Genomic DNA, 17,660 nt, shown 5'->3' with positions numbered 1-17,660 from the left:
CCGACGTTTGGTGTCAGCATTTGTCAGCAGGAATAAGGCCTGTGAATCGCATTGGGGGCGATGGAGACAAATGAGCAGGAACGGGACATCGAGCGCAGATATCCGCACACAGGGAGCGATCCGCGCGACAAAGATCGAATGGCCAACAGTGGCGCTGATCGTCACGTGCTACGCAATGTGGCTGGCCGCCGGCACGGTTGGCTGGGCCTATTCGCCGTTTCTCGCCATCGTCCTGCTCACGCTAACGGTCGCGCTGCAGTCTTCACTTATGCATGAGGCCGCGCATGGCCACCCGACGCGCAATGCGCTTGTAAACGAATTTCTGATCGGGCTGCCCATCGGGCTCGTCTATCCCTATCGCCGGTTCAAGAAACTGCATCTGTGCCACCATGCCGATGAACGCCTGACGGACCCGTTTGACGATCCCGAAAGCTGGTATCAGGCTTTGTGGAAGCATCGGGAGATGCCACCTGTCCTGCAATCTTTGCTCGTCTTCAACAACACGATGATCGGGCGTTTCGTGATCGGCCCCGCGATTTCGAATGTGGCGTTCATTCTGTCTGATTGGAAGCTGCTTCGATCCGGAGATCCGGCCGCCCAGCGCGCCTGGCGTCATCATCTGGTCGGCCTGGCAGTTCTTCTGCCGATCCTCGTTTTCGCATTCGAGATTCCGCTCTGGCTCTATCTGGTGCCGGTCTATCTGGGGCAGTCGATCATCGCGATCCGGACCTTCGCAGAGCATCAATGGTCGGAGCGCCCCGACGGACGCACGATCATCGTGGAGCACTCGCCGCTCGCCTTCCTGTTTCTCAACAACAACCTTCATCTGGTTCATCACAAGCAGCCCACCGTGCCGTGGTATGAACTGCCGCACATCTTTCGCGCTCGGCGCGAGGACTGGGTGCGCATGAATGGCGGATATGTCTTTCCGAGCTATTTCGCGTTGTTCCGCGCTTTTGCGCTGAAGCCCAAGGAAGCGGTCGTCCATCCGGTGTTGCGCCGGACGCCAGAGCCGGGAAGGGCGTTTCGTCCACGTGTACGCCAGCATTCCGTTCACAGTTTCGGGAGCGCGCCCGTTCCGGCCGAACCATCGAAGGAATAGGCTTGATCCCGGCCTTCGGCTGCACGCATAAGTAGTCATGATCGCTTCTCTCCCGATGTATGACTGGCCCGAGGTTCACGGTGAAACCGATGCGCTATGGGGCTCCATCCGCAGCGCATTTCGCAATGCAGGTATCGATGCGCCTGACAAGCTCACGCGCAGGACGGGCAATCTTCACGCCTTCTGGCGTCGTCCCAACCTGTTTTTCGCGCAGACGTGCTGGGGGCCGATGGAGGATGGCCTTTCGGACTATGTGCACGTTATCGGTCAGCCGGATTACTCGGATGTCGAGGGCGGCGAGGGGGCGCATTATCGCAGCGTGATCCTCATGCGTGAGGGCGAAGCGGTCGCGCCGCATGTGCTGATCGCAGACCGCCACGATCTGCTGCGCGGCGGGCGTTTCGCCTACAACCAGCCCGATTCTATGTCCGGTTATCTGGCGCTGCATGGCGATCTCGGCACGCTGAACGATTTCCAGAAGCATGTGCCAACGGGTGGCCACCGCGCTTCCATTCGTGCCGTCGCAGAAGGGCGCGCGGATTTCTGCGCCATCGACTGTAAAAGCTGGGCCTTGGCCAAACGTCACGACCCTGCCGCCACACCCCTCGTTCCGGTGGGGTGGACGAGCCCACGTAATGGCTTGCCCTATATTACGAGCGTATCGACCGCCCCGCAAAAGGCGGCCGTTATGCGTGCGGCCCTTCTCGATGCGGGGCTGATCGTCGCGTAATCAGCCGCGCATGCGCTCGCCGGCCGGGTCGAAAGGCGGTTCGACGGCAATCGTCGCTGCACGGCGCTGGCCGAGAATCTCGATCTCGAACATCCCGTCGCTTGCGTCGTCGGCGAGTGCAGCGGGCACATAGCCCTGCGCCATCGACTTGCCGACATAATGCGCGTAGCCGCCCGATGTGACCCAGCCGACGACCGACCATTCGCCATCCCTGATGCCACGAACGGCCGACGCGTCGGTTGCCGCCTGCGAGCCGGTGACGTCCTTGCCTTCGGCATTGAAACGCGCCGCGCCGAAGCCATGCGGCGGCTCGACAGTGCCGTAATCGGTGCCGTTGATCTTCGCCCAGACGGGTTCATCGCCCATCACGTCGGCATCGAGTGCGTCGACGACGAAGGAGACGCGCTTCAGCTTCGGGCCGTCACCCTGTTCTTTCGCGGCGGCGTCACGCCCGATGAAATCGTTCTTCTCCATCTTGATGAAACGGTCCATTGCACCTTCGAACGGCCCGTAGATTGGCCGCAATTCCCGGAACCAGGTCGGGAAGTTCTTTTCAAGGCGCATGGACAAAAGCGCGCGCATGCCGAAATCGACGATCCCGAACTCCTCGCCTTCGCGCTTGATCGCCTCATAGACGCGGCGCTGATAGGCTGGCTCCAGCCAGATTTCGTAGCCGAGATCGCCCGTATAGGAGATGCGGTTGACCATGCAGGGCGCGCCGGCCACGGCAATCTCGCGATAATCCATGAATTTGAACGCGGCATTCGACACGTCCTCGTCGACAAGCTTTTGAAGAAGGTCGCGTGATCGCGGGCCGGCGATCGACAGTCCGACAATGGTCTGGTCGAAGCGGATGATGCGAACTGAGCGGTCCTTCGGCAGATGCTTTTCGAACCAGCGCATGTGATATTTCTGCGCCGCCGACGAACCCCACACCATGAAGCGGTCTTCATCCGCCTTGGCGATGGTGAAGTCACCGATCAGCTTGCCGAATTCATTCAGCATCGGGGTCAGAACGATGCGGCCGGTCTTCGGCATACGGTTGGTCATCAGACGGTTGAGGAAGTCCTCCGCGCCCGTACCCTGCACCTCATATTTGGCGAAATTCGCGATCTCCGTCACGCCGACGCGCTCGCGCGTCGCCCGCACCTCGTTGCCGACATGTTCGAAATCGTTCGAGCGGTGGAACGAGACGACATCCTTCGGCTCGGTGCCCTCCGGTGCGAACCAGAGCGGCGTCTCAAGACCCCATGAATCGCCCATGACGGCGTTGTTGTCGCGCACCATGACGTCGTAGAGCGGCGTCGTCTGCGCGGGCCGAGCGGCGGGCAGTTCCTCGTTGGGGAAGCGGATCGAGAAACGTCGCGAATAGTTCTCGCGCACTTTCGCATTGGTATAGCGCAGGCTCGCCCACTCGCCGAAGCGCGCGACATCCATGCCCCACACATCGAAGCCGGGATCGCCGTTGACCATCCAGTTCGACAACGCGAGGCCGACGCCGCCACCTTGGGAAAACCCGGCCATGACGGCGCAGGCGCACCAGAAATTGGTCAGCCCCTGTACCGGGCCGACGAGCGGGTTGCCGTCCGGCGCGAAGGTGAACGGGCCGTTGATGATCTGCTTGATACCGGCCTTCTCGATGCCGGGAAAATGCTTGAAGCCAACTTCGAGGGAAGGGGCGATCCGGTCGATATCGGGCTGGAGCAGTTCATGGCCGAAATCCCACGGCGTATTGACCGGCGACCAAGGCCGGCAGTCCTTTTCATAGGTGCCGAGCAGAACGCCGTTGCGCTCCTGACGCGTGTAGATTTCACCCTTGAAATCCATGACGCCGATCATCTCGCGGCCGGTTCGGGCGTTGAATTCCTCGACTTCCGGCATCGGCTCGGTAAGCAGATACATGTGCTCCATGGCCAGAAGCGGAAGCTCCACGCCGACCATGCGGCCGACTTCGCGCGCCCACAACCCGCCGCAATTGACGACGTGCTCGGCCTTGATCGTGCCGTTCTTGGTCACGACGTTCCAGGTGCCGTCGGCGTCCTGCGTCAGTTCCTTGACCGGATTGCGCAGAACGATCTCCGCTCCGAGTTTTTTCGCCGCCTTCGCATAGGCATGCGTCGTGCCGGACGGGTCGAGGTGGCCTTCGACGGGGTCCCACATCGCGCCGACGAAATTCGTTTCGTCCATCAGCGGGAACATTGCCTTGGCTTCGGACGGCGTGATGAGTTCGGTGTCCATGCCCAGATACCGGCCCTTGGCATGAGCAAGGCGCAGGAAGTCCATGCGCTCCGGGCTGTCGGCCAACATCACGCCACCTGTCAGATGCAGCGAACAGGACTGGCCTGAAATCTCTTCGAGTTCCTTGTAGAGCTGGACCGTATAGGCCTGAAGCTTGGCAACGTTCGGGTCGCCATTGAGCGTGTGGAACCCGCCCGCCGCGTGCCAGGACGAGCCGGACGTAAGCTCGGATCGCTCGATCAGCATCACGTCTTTCCAGCCGGCCTTGGCCAGATGGTAGAGCACCGAACACCCGACGACGCCGCCGCCGATCACAACTGCCTTTGCATGAGATTTCATGGATTTACGCTCGCGGTCGGAATCGAAAAATGAAGATGTTGAATCATACTCAAAAATCCGTCGGTGCGCCGCCCTCGGCGATACGCCGTGCGACGAAGGCGTCGAGCGCCTCTTCAACGGCGGGGTCGATGGCCGGCTTTTCGTAGGAGGCGAGGCGCTCTTTCCATACGCGGTTTGCCTTGTCGACGGCCGTGGGGTGGCCGGCAAGGCTCCACGTTTCGAAATTGCGCCAGTCCGAAAGCACGGGTGCGTAAAATGCGTTCTTGTAGCGATCTTGCGTGTGCTGGGTGCCGAAGAAGTGCCCGCCCGGCCCGACATCGCGGATCGCGTCCACCGCCAGCGCGTCGTCCGAAAGGTCGAGCGGTGTCAGGAATTCGGCGACCATTTGCAGAAGGTCGATGTCGAGGATCATCTTTTCGTAGGAGCAGCACAGCCCGCCTTCGAGCCAGCCTGCCGAGTGCAGCATGAAATTGGCGCCCGCCTGCACCGCGCCCCAAAGCGAAAAGACGCTTTCATAGGCGGCCTGCGCGTCGACCGAATTGGCTGCGCAGACATTCGACGTGCGATAGGGAATGCCGTAGCGCCGCGCGAGCTGGCCGCCGACGAGCTGCGCCTTCATATATTCGGGCGTTCCGAAGGCAGGCGCGCCCGACTTCATGTCGACATTGGACGTAAAGCCGCCATAGGCGACAGGCGCGCCCTTCCTGACCATCTGCGTGAACGCGATGCCCGATAGCGCTTCGGCATTTTGCTGCACGAGCGCACCGGCGATGGTGACGGGCGCCATCGCGCCCGACAGCGTGAAGGGCGTGACGATGACGAGTTGCCCCCGGCTCGACATCTGGATGATGCCTTCCATCATCGGAATATCGAGTTTCAGCGGCGAATTGGTGTTGATGATCGTATAGACCGAAGGTTCGGACAAAAGCTGTTCTTCCGAAATGCCGCGCGCCAGCCGCGCGATCTCGATGCCGTCCAGATTGCGTTCCAGCCCCAGCGAATAGATGTGGAATGGCTTGTCGGTCAGCGTCGCGAGATCGCGACCGCATTCGAGGTGCCGGACCGAAGGATGGATATCCACCGGCTCGACCGGATAGCCGCCGGTCGCCTGGATGATGTTGTGGACCTGCGCGAGTTTCAGGAAATTGCGGAAATCGGCCTGATTGCCCGCGCGCCGGCCATTGTCGAGGTCGGAACAGTTCGGCGCGGAGGCGACCTGCGCGAAGATCAGGTTGTTGCCGCCGAAACGAACGTCATGCGCGGGATTGCGCGCGTGAAGGGTGAACTCGCTCGGGCAGTGCGAGACGAGTTCGAGGATCATGTCCGCATCGAAGCGTACACGCTCCGAGCCTTCGCGCACATCCGCGCCGGCTTCTTTCATGATGCGCCGCGCTTCATCGTGCAGCACGTCGACGCCGATCTCCTTCAGCACGCGCAGCGAGGCGAGATGAATCGATTCCAGTTCGTCCACCGACAAAAGGTTCGTCGGTGTCAGCGGGTTTTTGAGATTGCGATAGGGCGGCTGGTCGAAAGCGGATAAAGCGCCGGAGCGCTTGCCGGCGCGCCCACCGCGACGGGCGTGCTGCGTTGGCTGGGTTTCCGGCGATAGTAACGGATCGGTCATCGAGAACTCTTCAAACGAAATCGTGCCGCATAGTGACCCGCCTCATGCTTAGCCGTTAGGGGCACTGCGACATTTTCGAAGACGGAATCGACACGGACGCCAGATGGTTTTCAGCATGGGCGACATGCCCTAGGAATTCCACTTGCGGGCCTCTTTGGGCCGTGGTCTCGTCTGGCCGAATGTGCTTAAGCACTGGCCTTCTCTTCGGGATTTCGTAGCATCGTGGACCGTATCGAGACGCCATTCGCATTGCCGCCGGTCCCGTGGCTGGCCATCGGCGCGGTCACCGCGACGGTCTCCGTGTTCGCGATCGCGCAGGGGCTTTCCTATCCGCTGCTGGCCTTCATCCTGGAGCGTCAAGGCGTATCGCCGACCATGATCGGCCTGTCTGCCGCGATGTCGCCGCTCGGCATGATCGTGGCGTCGTCCTTCGTTCCGCGCCTCGTCAACTGGCTGGGTGGTGTGCGCACAGTGCTCATCTGCTCGGTGATGTGCGCCACCATGTTCGCGCTGATCGGCGCGACACAGAATCTGTGGCTGTGGTTTCCGCTGCGCTTCCTGCTCGGCTTTTCCGTCATTCCGCTCTACGTACTCTCCGAGGTCTGGATGATCGCGCTCGCGCCCGCCTATGCGCGCGGGCGTTTCATGGGCGTCTACACGTCGATCATCTCGCTTGGCTTCGCGCTCGGGCCGGCAACGCTGGCACTGGTCGGCACGCAGGGCTGGGCGCCGTTCCTCGTCGGAATTAGCGCGTTTCTCATCTGCGGACTTTTTGTCCTCGCCGTTTCCGCGCGTCTTCCCGCGTTCCACGAAGACGAACAGCAGGGAACCGTGCGCCGCTTTTTGCCCGTCGCGCCGACGCTTCTTCTGGCGGTCGTCGTCGCGGCCGGTTTCGAGACGGCGATGATGTCGCTCCTTCCGTCATACGGACGCGCGTTCGCGATTGGCGAGGGGCAGATGGCGACGCTGCTGACCGTCTTCATCGTCGGCAATTTCGCCCTTCAGGTGCCGCTCGGTCTTCTGGCCGACCGGTGGAATGCGCGCGGTGTGATGCTTTTATGCGCCGTGATGGCGATCGTCGGCTGCGCGCTCCTACCGCTGGTTCTGGGCACGTCCGCGCAATGGCCGGTCGCCTTTTTCTGGGGCGCGTTCGCTTACGGTATCTATACGATGGCGATCGTCGAACTCGGCCAACGTTTCACCGGTTCGATGCTTGTCGCGGGCAACGCAGCCTTCGCATTGATGTGGGGACTTGGTGGGATTTCGGGGCCGCCAAGCGCTGGCCTTGCGATGCAGGCAGTCGGTGCGAACGGCCTGCCGCTCGTTCTGGCGGGACTTTGCGCGATTCTGGTCGTGGTCGCGATAGTCCGCACATATCGGCGTTCGGCTTGAACGGGGCCGCCCGCACGTCTACAAATTCGCCATGCGCCTTTCGATGATCAGAAAAAACGCACACGCATCCACGCCGTCTCCGCGCACGCGCCATGCGGAATTGTTGCGCCTGTGCGCCCGGATCGGATATTCGCCGCCGCCTGCCGTTTGAACCCTTGAGAAGGTTTTAGACGGAGACAAAAAGCACATGACCTACCAGAACTATTCGCTCGCGCAGCTTCAGGAAATCGACGCCGCGCACCACCTTCACCCCTTCACCGACCACAAGGATTTGCGCCACGCCGGATCGCGGATGATCACGCGCGCCGAAGGCCCGTTCGTCTATGACAGCGAGGGCAACGAAATCCTCGACGGCATGGCGGGCCTTTGGTGCGTCAATGTCGGCTATGGGCGCAATGAACTTGCCGAAGCCGCCTATGCGCAGATGAAGGAACTGCCTTATTACAATTCCTTCTTCCGCTGCACGACGCCGACGCCGGTGCTTCTCGCCAAAAAGATCGCCGAGATCGCGCCGAAGAACATGAACCAGGTGTTCTACGGCTCCTCCGGCTCGGAAGCGAACGACACGGCCTTGCGTCTCGTGCGCCATTACTGGGTGCTGGAAGGCAAGCCGCAGAAGAACCGGATCATCTCGCGCAACTGGGCCTATCACGGCTCGACGATCACCGGCACGTCGCTCGGCGGCATGGCGGCGATGCATACCCAGTTGAACGGTGCGGTGCCGAACATCGCGCATGTGATGCCGCCCTATGCGTTCGAACTGAAGCAGCCGGGCGAAAGCGACCACGATTTCGGCCTGCGCGCTGCAAAGGCGGTGGAGGATGCCATCCTCGAAGCGGGCGCGGACAACGTCGCGGCCTTCATTGGCGAGCCGGTCATGGGGGCAGGCGGCGTGAAGATTGCGCCGGACAGCTATTGGCCGGAAATCCAGCGCATCTGCAAGAAGTACGATGTTCTGCTGATGCTCGACGAGGTTATCACGGGATATGGGCGAACGGGCGAATGGTTCGCCGCGCAGTCGCTCGGCATCGAGGCCGACACGATCACGACCGCCAAGGCGCTGACCTCCGGTTATCAGCCGCTTTCAGCACTGCTGGTCGGCGACCGTATCGCCGCAACGCTGGTCGAAAAGGGCGGCGAATTCTATCACGGCTACACCTATTCGGGGCATCCGGTCGCCTGCGCGGTCGCGCTCGCCAATCTCGATATCATCGAGAAGGAAGGGCTGATCGATCGCGTCCGGGATGAAACCGGTCCCTATCTGGCGAAAGCCTTGAAGGAGCAACTGGGAGGGCACGGCATCGTCGGCGAAGTGCGTTCGATCGGGCTCATGGCCGCAATCGAGATCGTCAAGGACAAGGACTCGAATGCACGCTTTCCCGATGTCGGCGCGGCCGCCGCGACGGTTCGCGACCATGCAATCGCCAATGGCATGATGATGCGTGCTGTGGGCGACACGATGATCCTGTCGCCGCCGCTGATCTGGACGAAGCAGACAATCGACATGGCCTGCGAGCGCATCGGCAAGGCGCTCGACCTGGCTGAGCGCGATTTGCGCAAATAAAACGTCACACGCCCCGCTCGGCAGAAATCAGGCGGGGCGTTTTGCATCGGAGGTAGGAAATGACGAACGCATCGCTCATGCCGCTGATCGAATATGAAGCCGCCTCGGCCGAGGTGCGCGCGGTCTACGACGATATCATGAAGACGCGCGGGACCGACTGGATCAACAATTTCTGGAAGGTGCTGGCGCACGATCCCGTCGCGCTGAAACGAACCTGGGAAGACGCCAAACAGGTGATGGCGCCGGGTGCGCTCGATCCTCTGACGAAAGAACTCGTCTATGTCGCCGTATCCGTGACGAATGGCTGCGAATACTGCACTTATTCGCACACTGCGGCCGCACGCGCCAAGGGAATGAGCGACGCGCAATTCATGGAACTGCTGGCGGTTGTCGGCATGGCGAACGAGACCAACAGGCTCGTCAACGGCCTGCGCCCGCCGGTAGATGCACAGTTCGTTCCCAAGGATATCTGAAGTAGAAATGGCAATCGACACGCAAGAAACCGCGCTCTCGTGAAAGAGACGCGGTCTTGCCAAAGGACGCATGGCACTTCGCTGACAATTACGCTGCGAAGATTACTGCTCCGGTACGCAATACCTGATCCGGAGCGGGAGGCGGCTGCGATGACCGCCTTGTCATTGGTTTTAACCGCTCATCGTTACCAGCGGGTTATCAGTCACTTAAGCAAATATGAATTTGACGAAAATTTGAGTTAACCGGTTTTGCCGCGCAGGAAGTTGATGATGCCCGAAAAATCGGTCCCTTCCTCGCCCATCGCATTGAAGAGGGCGTAAAGCTGCGTGGCCTCCGCACCGAGCGGCGTCACAGCGCCTGCGCTTTGCGCCGCCTCCTGCGCGAGACGCAAATCCTTGAGCATCAGCGCGGCGGCGAAGCCGGGCTTGTAATCCCGGTTGGCGGGGGAGGTCGGCACCGGACCGGGCACCGGACAATAGGTGGTCAGCGACCAGCACTGGCCCGATGAGGTCGAGGCGACGTCGAACAGCGCCTGATGCGACAGGCCGAGCTTTTCGGCGAGCACGAACGCCTCGCCGACGCCGATCATCGAGATGCCGAGGATCATGTTGTTGCAGATCTTGGCAGCCTGACCCGCGCCCGCGTCGCCGCAATGGACGATTTTGCCGGCCATGGGCTGAAGGATCGGCTCTGCCTTGGCGAAAGCCGCCGTCGCACCGCCGGCCATGAAGGTCAGCGTGCCGGCCTCCGCGCCGCCGACGCCGCCCGAAACCGGCGCGTCGACCGAAAGCATACCCGCGTCCTCGGCGATACTGTGCGCCTTGCGCGCGGACTCCACGTCGATGGTGGAGGAATCGATAAAGAGCGTGCCCTTGGCCGCTGCCGCGATGATGTCTTCGTAGACGCTGACGACGTGCTTGCCCGCCGGCAGCATCGTCACTACGATTTCGGCCCCGGAAACCGCCTCGCGGGCGCTCGCCGCGATCGAAAGGCCGTTTGACTTCGCCGTATCGAGATTTGCCGGGACGAGATCGAAGCCTGTCACCTCATGCCCGGCCTTGACGAGATTGGCGGCCATGGGGTTGCCCATATTGCCGAGCCCGATGAAAGCGATAGTTGTCATGAGCGGTTCCTCCCGGACATCAGATTCGTTGTTCGCCATTGCGAATGCAGCCGAGCACCAGACCGTAGGAATAGTGGCCGTTCAGCTTGCTCAGGTCGCGGCAGTCGATTCGGATTTCCGGCGTCGTGGCACGCCATCTGGATCGGGCTTCCGCCTCGCTTTCCCTGTCCGTTTCGATACAGCTTTCGGTCAGGCCCGGTATCGAGGCCGCCGCAGGATTGCTGCCCATGATCATTTCACAATAGGCGTTCGCATCGACGTTAGGAAACGTATCGTTCGCATGCGCCGCGCCTGCGAACGATAGCGAGACAAAGAACCCGAATAGAAGGACTGTCTTTTTCATGCTCGTCCGATCAATTGCCGCGCAATGATCATGCGCATGATTTCATTCGTGCCTTCGAGAATCTGGTGAACGCGCAAGTCGCGCACCATCTTCTCGATCCCGTAATCGTGGAGGTAGCCGTAGCCGCCATGCACCTGCAGCGCCTCGTTGGCGACGTCGAAACATGTGTCCGTCACGAAGCGCTTCGCCATCGCTGACCATTTGCCCGCATCGTGCGCCTTGCGGTCGAGTTTCGAAGCTGCCGTGTAAAGCATCATGCGCGAGGCGTTGAGGTCGGTTTCCATGTCGGCGAGCTTGAATTGCAACGCCTGGAACTGGTCGATCGTCTTGCCGAACGCCTTGCGTTCACCCGCATAGGCGAGCGCCTTGTCGAATGCCGATTGCGCGCCGCCAAGCGAGCAGGCGGCGATGTTCAACCGTCCGCCGTCGAGACCCGCCATCGCGATCTTGAAGCCTTCGCCCTCGCTTGAAAGCAGGTTTTCGGCCGGCACCTTGCAGTCCTCGAAAATCACCTGTCGGGTTGGCTGCATGTGCCAGCCCATCTTGTTTTCGGCCGTACCGAAGGAAAGGCCGGGCGCATCTTTCGGGATGACTAGCGTGGAGACGCCCTTGGGGCCGTCCTCGCCGGTGCGGACCATCGCGACGTAAAGATCGGATTCGCCTGCGCCGGAGATGAATTGCTTGGTGCCGTTCAGCACATAGTCGCTGCCATTGCCGCCCGAGCGCGTTGCCTTCGTCTTGAGCGCCGCGGCGTCGGAACCGGCACCCGGTTCGGTCAGGCAGTAGCTTGCCATCCACTCGAAGGAGGTCATCTTCGGCAGGAAACGTTGACGCTGGTCGTCGTTGCCGAATTTGTCGATCATCCACGCGGCCATGTTGTGGATCGAGATCATCGAGGAAAAGCCGGGGCAGGCGGCGGACAGCGCTTCGAAGATCAGCACAGCGTCGAGGCGGCCCAGCCCCGAACCGCCGACATCCTCGCCGATATAGATGCCGCCGAAGCCGAGTTCGCCCGTCGAGCGGATCACGTCGGACGGGAAATGGCGGTCCTTGTCCCATTCGAGAGCATAAGGTGCCACCTTCTCGGCCGCGAAGGCCGCTGTCATCTCCTGGATGGCGCGCTGGTCCTCGTTGAGCTCGAATTGCGTGGCCGTTGCGTCGAGCGCGGCGTCCATGCGGGGCCTCCCTGTCATCGTCAAAATTCCTCGACGGCAATTTAACCCATTGGCCCCGGCGCGCAATGCGGCCCATGTGCGGGAAACGTTAATTGGATGTGCGCAAAATCGTGCCCGATTGATGCCATCCCATGCGTTTAAGGCAATCGCGATCATGGCGGCGGGAGAACGATGCGAGTGCGAACCGAACAGGACATAGCCATGCCCGTCGAGATGCTTCTCGTCCTGATGATCGTGCTCCACGAGGGCGGGCGCGACGATGAGTTCGCGCTTCTGGCCGAGAAAGTCTATGATCGGTTCTGCCTCGATCCCGCCGAGCGCGAAAGGCTCGCAACGGAACTGGCTGAATATGAGCCGGGCGCGGGGACGTTCCGCGTCATAGCGGCGCTGCGCGAACTCGATGAGCTTTCGCGAAGGTCGACGGCAAAGGAAATTCTGGATTTCGCCGCCTTCGATCCGTTTTTGCGGCCGCACCAGCGCCGTTTGCGCATCCGGGTTCTCGACATTCTCGCTTTGGAAGATGTGGACTGACAACGCTTACAAGGCGTTTCGCCGCTCCAGCGCGCGTTCCAGATCGGGCGCGGCGGCGACCAGCATCCTGCCTGCCTCCGATTGCGGATCGTCGAGCACCGCCGCAGTGTCGCCACGTTCGACGATCTCGCCTTCGTGCATGATCATGACCTGATCGGTGATCGCGCGTGCGACGGTGAGGTCGTGCGTGATGAAAAGGTAGGCAACGCCGAGCCGGGCGTTGAGGTCGGCAAACAGATCGAGCACCTGCGCGCGGATGGACACGTCGAGAGCCGAGACCGGCTCGTCCGCGACGATCAGCTTTGGCCGTGTGATCAGCGCGCGCGCAATCGACAGCCGCTGGCGTTGCCCGCCGGAAAATTCGTGTGGGTATTTGTCCATGTCGGCGGCCGACAGACCGACCTCGGCCAAAGCCTGCGTCACGCGCTCACGCGTTTCAGGCTTCGACGTACGGGTTTCGAGAAGAAGCAGCGGCTCTGCGACCAGCCGTTCGACCTTATGGCGCGGATTGAACGAACCGTAAGGGTCCTGAAACACGACCTGCATGTCCCGCCGGAAGGGGCGTAAATCCGCTTCGGTCTTTGCGGTCAGGTCTTCGCCGCGCAGCCTGATCGAGCCTGATGTCGGCTTGTCGAGGGCGAGGATCATGCGGGCGAGGGTGGACTTGCCGCAGCCTGAACGTCCGACCAGCGCCATCGATTGCCCTTCGTGAAGTTCGAAGGAAACGCCGCGCACTGCATGGATCGGTTCGGGGCTGGAAAAGAGCGAACGCCGCCGCCCGCGATAATCGCGGGTCACGTCGGTAATTTCGAGCAGCGGCGAAGCTCTGGAGGTATCAGCTCGCGCGCGGGCGGGCACATGCGTCGAGGCTTCGGCGAGTTGGCGCGTATAGGGATGGGCTTTTTCGGTCAGCACGCGTCCTGTTGAACCGGTCTCCATCACCTCGCCATGGCGCATGATGGTCACGCGGTCGGCCATGTCGGCGACGACGGCAAGGTCATGCGAAATCAGCAGTAGCCCCATCTTCCGCTCGTCGACGAGATCGCGCAAAAGTTCGAGGATCTGCGCCTGAAGCACGACGTCGAGCGCGGTCGTCGGCTCGTCGGCAACGAGCAGCTTGGGCTGGAGCGCGCATGCGATCGCGATGACGACGCGCTGACGTTGGCCGCCGGAAAGTTCGTGCGGGTAGCGCGAAAGGGGGAATTTCGCTCCCGGCAGGCCGACGCGGTCGAGCATGGCGCGCGCGCGATCCTCCGCGTCTTTCCGGTTCGCGCCAATGTGCCAGCGAATGCCTTCTGCGACCTGTTCGCCGATTGTCTTGACCGGGTTCAGCGCGGTCATCGGCTCCTGAAACACCATGCCGATCTCGTTACCGCGCAGGCGGTTCATCGCCGCTTCCGGTGCGCCGAGAATGTCGATGCCGTCGAACGTCACCTGCCCGGATGCCTTCGCCAGTTCGGGCAAAAGGCGCATCAGCGTCAGTGCGGCCATCGACTTTCCGGACCCGGATTCCCCGACCAGCCCGAGCACTTCGCCCTGATCGATGGACAGATCAACGTCTTTGAGGATGTCAAAATCGCCGATGGAAAGGCGCAGATTTTCGATTTCGAGAAGGCTCATCGCGCACGCCTCAGTCGTGGATCGAGCACATCGCGCAGGCCGTCGCCGAGAAGGTTGAGGCCAAGCACGGTGACGACGATGGCAAGGCCGGGAAAGATCGCCAGATGCGGTGCCATCATCATGCGCGTCTGCGCGTCGAAGAGCATGCGTCCCCAACTGGTCATCGGCGGCTGTGCCCCGAGCCCGAGATAGGAAAGCCCTGCCTCGGCTAAAATGCCGAGCGCGAACTGGATCGTCGCCTGCACGAGCAGGATTGAGGCGATGTTGGGAAGGATATGTTCGATGGTGATCAGCGTGGCGGACTTGCCCGATGCACGCGCGGCGAGAATGTATTCGCGCGGCCAGATGGCCATTGCGCCGGCTCGCGCGACACGTGCGAAGACGGGCACGTTGAAGATGCCGATTGCGATGATGGCGTTGACCGCTCCGGGCCCGAAGATCGCGGTGATCATGATTGCCGAGACGAGGGCGGGAAAGGCGAAGACGAGATCGTTGAAGCGCATCAGCACCTCGTCGATCCACCCGCCGCGCGCGGCCGCCCAGCACCCGAGCGGCACGCCGACCGCGATGCCGATGCCGACGGCGACGAAGGCGACTGCGATGGAGTTGCGTGCTCCGATCATGATCATCGACAGGATGTCGCGGCCGAAATGATCGGTCCCAAAGGGATGTTCGAGCGACAGGCCAAGCATACGATCGGCGACGACAATGTTGGTGATGTCGTGCGGGGTCCACACGAAAGATATGAGCGCCATCGCCGCGATCAGCATGGTGATGACAAGGCCGGTCACGAACGACGCGTTCGAAAATGCCATGCGCAGGAAATGCGCGGCGCCTTCGACGGGCGGGGAGGCGGGTTCGTTGCTCATGTGCGCGCCCGCAGGCGTGGATCGACCAGCGCATAGGCGATGTCGACGAGAATGTTGACGAGCACGACACTTGCGACCAGCAGCATGATGACGCCTTCGACGACGATCAGGTCGCGCTGCGTGATCGCCTGGAAGACGAGGCGGCCGAGGCCGGGAATGTAGAACACGTTCTCGATGATGATCGTACCGGCGAGCAGGAAGGCGAATTGCAGGCCGAGGATCGTCAGGACGGGAATCATGGCATTGCGCAGCGCGTGTCGCCACAGCACCTTGCGACGTGGAAGCCCCTTGGCACGCGCGGTGCGGATGTAGTCTTCGCCGAGCACCTCCAGCATGGCGGAGCGGGTGACGCGGGCAAGGATCGCGGCCTGCGGCAATGCGAGCGCAACCGCCGGCAGGATCAGCGCCTTGAGGCCGGGCCACACCCCGCCCGACCATCCGGGAAAACCGCCTGCCGGAACAAGCCGCAGCCAGACGGCGAAGACGTAGATCAAAAGAAGCGCGAACCAGAAATTCGGGATTGCGACGCCGATCTGCGCCGTGCCCATCGAGACGGTATCGCCAAGCCTGCCGCGCCGTGCGGCTGCGAAAATGCCGACCGGAATAGCGATGGCGGTCGAGAGTGTCAGCGCGATCAGCGCGAGCGGCACCGAAACGGCTGCGCGCTCGGCAATCAGATCGAGAACGGGCGCGCGATATGTGTAGGAGCGGCCGAAATCGCCCGCCAGCATGCCGCCGACCCATGAGACATAGCGCTCGATGATTGGCGCGTTCAGTCCCATCTGCTCGCGCAGCGTGTCGAGAGCTTCGGGCGTCGCGTTCATGCCGAGCATCAGCCGGGCGGGGTCGCCCGGCAAAATTTCCATGACCGAAAAGACCACCATCGATGCCACCAGAAGGGTGACGAGCCCGATCGCGAGACGTTTGGCGAGGAAAAGGGTCATGCGCCGCGAACGAATATGAAGCCTATTCGGTCCAGCGAACCTTCGTCAGGTCGTTTGCCTGAACGGGCATGTTTTCCCAGAGTCCTTCGAGCTTGGCGTCCCACACGCCGACCTTCGGCAACTGGAAAAGGAAGACCACTGGCGCATCCTCGGCGAGAATTTCCTGCGCCTGACCGTAAAGCTCGTTTCGTTGTGCCTCGTCGGACGTTTGGTCGAGTTCGGCAATGACCTCGTTGAACGCCTCGTTCTGGTAATTGAAATAGTAATCGGGCCGCGAGTAGATATCGATATCGTTCGGCTCGGTGTGGGAGATGATCGTCAGGTCATAGTCCTTGTCGGTGAAGACCGTGGAAAGCCAGTCGGCCCATTCGACGGGCTGGATTTCCAGATTGATACCGATCTGGCGCAATTGCGCTGCGATGATCTCGCCGCCCTGCCGTGCGTAGCCGGGGGGCGGCAGCTTGAGCGTTGCGGAAAACCCGTCTGCAAGGCCGGCCTCGGCCAAAAGCTCCTTCGCGCGCTCCGGGTCGAAGGGATAGGTGCCGGTCAGGTCGACATAGGCCGCGTTGGCGGGGGAAAAGTGTGAGCCGATTGGCGTGCCGAGGCCGTTCGAGGCACCTGCGATGACCTCGTCCCGATTGACGGCGTAGGAAATGGCGCGGCGCACCTCGATATTGTCGAACGGTTCCTTGCCATTGTTCATGGCGAGGATGGTTTCGCCTTCGGTCGAGCCGATCACGACCTTGAAGCGCGGGTCGCCCTGAACCTGTTCGTACGCGTCTGGCGGGAACATCGGAAACGCCTGAATGTCGCCGGACAGGATCGCCGGAACGGCCGCCGCCGCATCCGGCACGATGCGGAATTCGGCTCTGTCGAGCGCGACTTCTTCGCCCCAGTAGTCGGGAGATTTCACCAGCACGATCGACGAGCCGCGCGCCCAGCTATCGAAACGGAACGGGCCGGTGCCGACCGGATTTTCCGCATTGGTGGCGGCCGAGGCTTCCGACACGATCACCGCGTCGCCCCAGCCCATATTGTAGAGAAACGCACCCTGCGGATGCGACAGCGTCACGGTGACGGTGGCCGGATCGGTCGCTTCAACGCTTTTGATGGCGGCGAACAGCCCTTTTTGCGCGTTGGTGGAATCGTCCGCGCGCGCCCGGTCGAGCGAGAAGACGACGTCGTCGGCCGTGAAGGGCGCGCCGTCATGGAAGGTCACACCCTCGTGCAGCGCGAAGGTGTAGGTCAAGCCGTCCTCGGAGATTTCCCAGCTTTCAGCCAGGGCGGGCAGCACCTCGCCATTCGGGCCGATGCGCGTCAGCCCCTCGAAGACGTTGGCGTAGACGATTTCGTCGATCGCGGCGGCTGCGCCGGCCGTTGGGTCGAGATGCGGCGGTTCGAGTACGACGCCGAGGACCAGATCGGTGCGAGGCTGCGCGAGCGCGGTGCCGGAGGCGAACGCGATGGCCGCAGCAGCGGCGATGGAAACGATGATTTTCATGCTGTTCTCTCCCCGATAATCGACCCGGCAGGGCGCGCTGTGGGATAAAAGCCCGAATTCATTGTCGAGTAAATGTGCTTCTTGCACTGCG

The 17,660-nt window shown here is 61.9% G+C and carries 15 protein-coding genes; 6 read left to right on the top strand and 9 right to left on the bottom strand.

What is annotated here, in order from left to right; translation table 11 throughout:
- Positions 1-70: 70 nt before the first annotated feature.
- Both ACX82Z_RS09910 and ACX82Z_RS09905 read left to right on the top strand, forming a co-directional pair.
- Positions 71-1,102 carry a fatty acid desaturase gene (locus ACX82Z_RS09910; protein WP_459588363.1) on the top strand — a complete coding sequence of 344 codons (1,032 nt, stop codon included), beginning with the start codon at positions 71-73 and terminating at the stop codon, positions 1,100-1,102.
- A 37-nt stretch (positions 1,103-1,139) separates the two neighbouring features.
- Complete coding sequence (locus ACX82Z_RS09905; protein ID WP_459588361.1) at positions 1,140-1,832, top strand: phosphate/phosphite/phosphonate ABC transporter substrate-binding protein; 693 nt, start codon at positions 1,140-1,142, stop codon at positions 1,830-1,832.
- Here ACX82Z_RS09905 and ACX82Z_RS09900 read toward each other — a convergent pair whose 3' ends face one another.
- Both ACX82Z_RS09900 and ACX82Z_RS09895 read right to left on the bottom strand, forming a co-directional pair.
- A complete protein-coding gene (locus ACX82Z_RS09900) occupies positions 1,833-4,409 on the bottom strand; it encodes a GcvT family protein (protein ID WP_459588360.1) in 2,577 nt (858 codons plus the stop codon).
- 49 nt (positions 4,410-4,458) lie between these two features.
- Positions 4,459-6,033 (bottom strand): trimethylamine methyltransferase family protein, encoded by a 1,575-nt coding sequence (locus ACX82Z_RS09895; RefSeq protein ID WP_459588357.1) that lies wholly within the window; start codon positions 6,031-6,033, stop codon positions 4,459-4,461.
- Positions 6,034-6,255: 222 nt separating this feature from the next.
- On the opposite strand from ACX82Z_RS09895, the gene ACX82Z_RS09890 reads away from it, so the two are divergent.
- The 3 genes from ACX82Z_RS09890 (at position 6,256) to ACX82Z_RS09880 (ending at position 9,462) form a co-directional block, all read left to right on the top strand.
- On the top strand, positions 6,256-7,425 hold the full coding sequence (locus ACX82Z_RS09890) for an MFS transporter (protein WP_459588356.1): 1,170 nt from the start codon (positions 6,256-6,258) through the stop codon (positions 7,423-7,425).
- Between the two features lie 187 nt (positions 7,426-7,612).
- Positions 7,613-8,989 carry an aspartate aminotransferase family protein gene (locus ACX82Z_RS09885; protein ID WP_459588354.1) on the top strand — a complete coding sequence of 459 codons (1,377 nt, stop codon included), beginning with the start codon at positions 7,613-7,615 and terminating at the stop codon, positions 8,987-8,989.
- A 59-nt stretch (positions 8,990-9,048) separates the two neighbouring features.
- A complete protein-coding gene (locus ACX82Z_RS09880; RefSeq protein WP_459588351.1) occupies positions 9,049-9,462 on the top strand; it encodes a carboxymuconolactone decarboxylase family protein in 414 nt (137 codons plus the stop codon).
- A gap of 239 nt (positions 9,463-9,701) precedes the next feature.
- Here ACX82Z_RS09880 and mmsB read toward each other — a convergent pair whose 3' ends face one another.
- The 3 genes from mmsB to ACX82Z_RS09865 are packed head-to-tail and all read right to left on the bottom strand — an operon-like array spanning position 9,702 to position 12,104.
- Entirely contained in the window at positions 9,702-10,586 is an 885-nt protein-coding gene (gene mmsB / locus ACX82Z_RS09875; protein WP_459588348.1) for a 3-hydroxyisobutyrate dehydrogenase, read from the bottom strand.
- 19 nt (positions 10,587-10,605) lie between these two features.
- A complete protein-coding gene (locus ACX82Z_RS09870) occupies positions 10,606-10,929 on the bottom strand; it encodes a hypothetical protein (RefSeq protein WP_459588347.1) in 324 nt (107 codons plus the stop codon).
- Positions 10,926-12,104, bottom strand: coding sequence for an isobutyryl-CoA dehydrogenase (locus tag ACX82Z_RS09865; RefSeq protein ID WP_459911697.1), 1,179 nt, complete (start codon positions 12,102-12,104; stop codon positions 10,926-10,928). Before ACX82Z_RS09865 ends, ACX82Z_RS09870 begins: the two co-directional genes overlap by 4 nt.
- Positions 12,105-12,275: 171 nt before the next feature.
- Between ACX82Z_RS09865 and ACX82Z_RS09860 the strand changes: the two genes are divergently transcribed.
- A complete protein-coding gene (locus tag ACX82Z_RS09860) occupies positions 12,276-12,635 on the top strand; it encodes a hypothetical protein (RefSeq protein WP_459588345.1) in 360 nt (119 codons plus the stop codon).
- A 6-nt stretch (positions 12,636-12,641) separates the two neighbouring features.
- Here the strand turns inward: ACX82Z_RS09860 and ACX82Z_RS09855 are convergent, their stop codons facing one another.
- From ACX82Z_RS09855 to ACX82Z_RS09840, 4 genes are read right to left on the bottom strand one after another with little or no spacing between them, the layout of a single operon-like run.
- Positions 12,642-14,255, bottom strand: coding sequence for an ABC transporter ATP-binding protein (locus ACX82Z_RS09855; protein WP_459588342.1), 1,614 nt, complete (start codon positions 14,253-14,255; stop codon positions 12,642-12,644).
- A complete protein-coding gene (locus ACX82Z_RS09850) occupies positions 14,252-15,124 on the bottom strand; it encodes an ABC transporter permease (protein WP_459588339.1) in 873 nt (290 codons plus the stop codon). Before ACX82Z_RS09850 ends, ACX82Z_RS09855 begins: the two co-directional genes overlap by 4 nt.
- Entirely contained in the window at positions 15,121-16,068 is a 948-nt protein-coding gene (locus tag ACX82Z_RS09845; protein WP_459588337.1) for an ABC transporter permease, read from the bottom strand. The genes ACX82Z_RS09850 and ACX82Z_RS09845 overlap by 4 nt, the downstream gene beginning before the upstream one ends.
- Positions 16,069-16,090: 22 nt before the next feature.
- Positions 16,091-17,569, bottom strand: coding sequence for an ABC transporter substrate-binding protein (locus ACX82Z_RS09840; protein WP_459588335.1), 1,479 nt, complete (start codon positions 17,567-17,569; stop codon positions 16,091-16,093).
- Positions 17,570-17,660 lie beyond the last annotated feature (91 nt).

The organism is Aliihoeflea sp. PC F10.4, from assembly GCF_054612275.1.
Note: the sequence above shows the minus strand (reverse complement) of the source record. Positions and strands in the feature narration are given on the sequence as shown.

Coding starts and splice junctions, on each gene's coding strand:
- ACX82Z_RS09910 (WP_459588363.1), top strand. CDS start 71: ATGAGCAGGAACGGGACATCGAGCGCAGATATCCGCACACAGGGAGCG.
- ACX82Z_RS09905 (WP_459588361.1), top strand. CDS start 1,140: ATGATCGCTTCTCTCCCGATGTATGACTGGCCCGAGGTTCACGGTGAA.
- ACX82Z_RS09900 (WP_459588360.1), bottom strand. CDS start 4,409: ATGAAATCTCATGCAAAGGCAGTTGTGATCGGCGGCGGCGTCGTCGGG.
- ACX82Z_RS09895 (WP_459588357.1), bottom strand. CDS start 6,033: ATGACCGATCCGTTACTATCGCCGGAAACCCAGCCAACGCAGCACGCC.
- ACX82Z_RS09885 (WP_459588354.1), top strand. CDS start 7,613: ATGACCTACCAGAACTATTCGCTCGCGCAGCTTCAGGAAATCGACGCC.
- ACX82Z_RS09880 (WP_459588351.1), top strand. CDS start 9,049: ATGACGAACGCATCGCTCATGCCGCTGATCGAATATGAAGCCGCCTCG.
- mmsB (WP_459588348.1), bottom strand. CDS start 10,586: ATGACAACTATCGCTTTCATCGGGCTCGGCAATATGGGCAACCCCATG.
- ACX82Z_RS09870 (WP_459588347.1), bottom strand. CDS start 10,929: ATGAAAAAGACAGTCCTTCTATTCGGGTTCTTTGTCTCGCTATCGTTC.
- ACX82Z_RS09865 (WP_459911697.1), bottom strand. CDS start 12,104: ATGGACGCCGCGCTCGACGCAACGGCCACGCAATTCGAGCTCAACGAG.
- ACX82Z_RS09860 (WP_459588345.1), top strand. CDS start 12,276: ATGCGAGTGCGAACCGAACAGGACATAGCCATGCCCGTCGAGATGCTT.
- ACX82Z_RS09855 (WP_459588342.1), bottom strand. CDS start 14,255: ATGAGCCTTCTCGAAATCGAAAATCTGCGCCTTTCCATCGGCGATTTT.
- ACX82Z_RS09850 (WP_459588339.1), bottom strand. CDS start 15,124: ATGAGCAACGAACCCGCCTCCCCGCCCGTCGAAGGCGCCGCGCATTTC.
- ACX82Z_RS09845 (WP_459588337.1), bottom strand. CDS start 16,068: ATGACCCTTTTCCTCGCCAAACGTCTCGCGATCGGGCTCGTCACCCTT.
- ACX82Z_RS09840 (WP_459588335.1), bottom strand. CDS start 17,569: ATGAAAATCATCGTTTCCATCGCCGCTGCTGCGGCCATCGCGTTCGCC.